The sequence below is a fragment of the Acidiferrobacteraceae bacterium genome, from assembly GCA_037388825.1.
In the GTDB taxonomy this organism is placed as follows: domain Bacteria; phylum Pseudomonadota; class Gammaproteobacteria; order Acidiferrobacterales; family JAJDNE01; genus JARRJV01.
The window spans coordinates 1-3,004 of record JARRJV010000120.1; the positions used below are offsets into that span (position 1 = coordinate 1).

Here is a 3,004-nt window from a genome sequence, read left to right on the forward strand (position 1 = left end):
CGCCGAATTGCAGTTGCAGACCTTCCTCTAGCTCAAACAAGTGCGTTGGAGCAACATATGCCAAAGCCTCGTGCGCTTTGTAGTAACGTTGATATTGGGGGGCTTGTAGCCAGTCTAGAGTCATTGCTCTCATCTCTTCTCCGTGTTCTTCGAGCGACTTGGCCGTTAATTCCGAACCATAGACCGGAATTCCTTGCTCGATCAAGTAGCTGTTGCCTCCCAGATTATCATAGTGGAATCCAGTGTTGATAGCGGTGATTTCTCGCTTGCCGAGTTGGGTTTCGATCCACTCCAATACCTCTCGCGTCGCTTTTGGCGTGTAGGGTGTGTCGACCAGAACCAAGTCGGAACTCTTCATCTCGACGATCATGGAGTTCCCAGGCCAAGGAAATGAATGAGTGATGATGAATACCCCAGATTGCACCTTTCTCACATACAAATCCTCGCTGATGTCAAAACGCTCATACGAATCTAGGCTTGTCATGTCCGCGGTTGGCTCGCCCAAATCTGGAAGCTGTGTAGTGCCTTGCGTAGGTGTCGGGGCAGACGGCAACCTTCCGCACGCAACCAAGGTCATACCAAGAAGAGCCAGAGAGATAGTCCATTGTGTTTGTTTCTTGCGACACATTGCTCAATACTCCTACGACGATTAGGCGGCACCAACACCCGTTTATCGGCCCAGGCCAACAAACCGGCCTATAGCCACCCTCCCCGCATCTCCTCACGCCAAGTCCCCGCCTCCGGAGCGGCCTCGTCACCCCCTGCCCCCGGCCGGTGCCCGCACGGCTCGGCGTAGATGCATCGGCCGCGCTGGACCTCCCGCTCGATGGATGCAAAGGGCCGCGATACAACAAGCACCGAAGGCGCTGTCGGCTCCAGCGGGTGTTGGGCGCGATTCTTCGTTCGCATGACTTGAATACTGAGAAGTGACACTATCTTTTAGCCTTCTCCACAGTCCAAAAATCAAATATGCGAGAGAACACTTGTGTATCGACGACAACAGCTGATATTGCTCCAATACCATACGTGACATAGTCAAGCAGGTCGAAGGTGGACCCCAGAACGGGCATTCCGAAGTACTGGCAAGTTTCGGCCATTGAGGGCACCAAAAACGCAAGTGCCAATTTCACTTTCCACCGTCTGAGAATAGGTATATGTGATTCGTTCGCGCACAATAGAAAGTAGTACCCAAAAGGAAGGACCAAATCTGAAAAATAGCTATAGTAGAAGTTGTACAACTCCCCCTGTAAATAGCTTCCAATTCTAAAGATGTGGATTATTGCGATCAGTGCCACAATGCTGGAGATAACTGCAAGACGTCTTAAAGAACCAAAAACATTGCTCATAGTGGTTTTTCTTTGAAGTCATTCGGCTGAATGCCACCGATGTGAATATCATGTACCACTTGTTCAAACATACTCAAGCCTTATCGCACCCAACGATGAAGCTCAGGCGCGCCGCGAGTTATCCGTTGAGCCTTTCACTTCAAGACCCCTCGCATAGCCAAATCGTGCCGCGATACAAGGCCGCGAAGCGGCGTCGCCTGCGTTACAGTAGGCAAGAACCTCTCGATCCCCACCTCTGCTACAGAACCGTGCGTGAGTCTTTCGATCTCACACGGCTCCTCAGTACACGAGCCTTTGTCATAGGCACTCCCTTGAGAGCAATTACTCGCTCTCGGAGCTTGGCATATGCACAATTTGAGTTGGACGATGCGTCCGGCTTTTGATACGCGATAGACAGTCGCGTTCGCCTAAAGCCCTGGTTCTCCGAGTCCCTATGCCTCTCGTGTACCGGCCCTACGTCTGCATATCCTCACCATTACAGCGAGGCATTGGCTTCCTAGGGCATCCTACTCCGCCAAGGCTTACGGCCTGGTCGCCTGCTCCAGCTTCACCTGAGAGAGCCTTGGCGGGTTTCCCCGTTCCATATGTCCATTTTCCGTGGCTTTAGGACGATGCTGTGCGCCGTGTCCCTCGTATCGAGTAGATACCACGTATTACGCTAGTACGTAGCCGGATGGGGACATTTCCCTTTTGGGCCTGCCTATCAACCAGGTTTGGCAGGTTCCAACTCACGACGCTTACACACCTTCGTCGAAAATCCTGTCCATAGCCACTTGCTTGGGGCGTCGCCACTTCTGGTTAGCGCTTATCCCCTTTTCTCCCTTGCACTCCGACGTTTGATGACCAGTCTCCCGCCGTAGGGCGATGCTCTCACTCCTCTACCTGGAGGATGGGAATTGATAGGTCTCCTTTACCCATCGCGCCCATATGGACATATAGTTGTCAAAGTTCAGGCTTGGCTGTAGCCTTCGCTTCGCTGCTCATCCTCCCTGACACCCTTTGCGGGTGCCGGTTTCGAGCAAACGGGTCGCACAGCGGGGGTTGGGCGGCATTTGTATGGGTCTGCCACTACCCTTGCCTCAGAATCTTCCTTTCAAATGCCCCATCCGTATCCAGTAGTAGAGCGACTTGAGCAGTATCTTCATATCCAGAAGAAAGGACCGGTTATCAGCATAGTGTACCTCTGGTTGTATTCGATTCCTTACGCTTGTCTGATTATACTCGTCCAAAAATGTCAGTACACCCAATCCGAACAAGCCTGGCTTGACAGATAGAACCTTTTGCCAGTCGGGGTCGCCTAGGTCTACCTTTTCGGGTTTCTCCGCTCGTGGACCGATGAGACTCATCTCGCCCTTCAGTACATTCAACAGAGCCGGGATCTCATCCAGAGACAGATTCCCAATGAATCTGCCGAAGCGTGTGTGTTCGTAGGGCGTCTTGTACGGTGAGCCTTTCACTAGGCGAAGACGATGATAGAAGAACTGTTCCCCTCCTTTGCCAACCCGCCTGGAGTTGAAGAGAAACGGCCCTCGCGATTCCAGTTGTATTATCAATGCAAGAACAAGGGCCAGAGGTGCAAAGACAATACCGAGAACAGTAGCAAGGACCAAGTCAAATGCACGTTTTAGCATTTCATTCCTTCAGTGTAGGCTTTGCCG

General features: G+C 52.1%; 2 protein-coding genes. Both read right to left on the bottom strand.

All coding sequences use genetic code 11. The annotated features are described in order from the left end of the window. The coding region (locus P8X48_13110) for an MBL fold metallo-hydrolase (GenBank protein MEJ2108241.1) at positions 1 to 628 on the bottom strand (628 nt) is incomplete at its 3' end. Between the two features lie 1,797 nt (positions 629 to 2,425). Beyond that, positions 2,426 to 2,977: a sugar transferase gene (locus P8X48_13115; GenBank protein ID MEJ2108242.1), complete on the bottom strand. Its 552-nt coding sequence runs from the start codon at positions 2,975 to 2,977 to the stop codon at positions 2,426 to 2,428. Between the last annotated feature and the right edge of the window lie 27 nt (positions 2,978 to 3,004).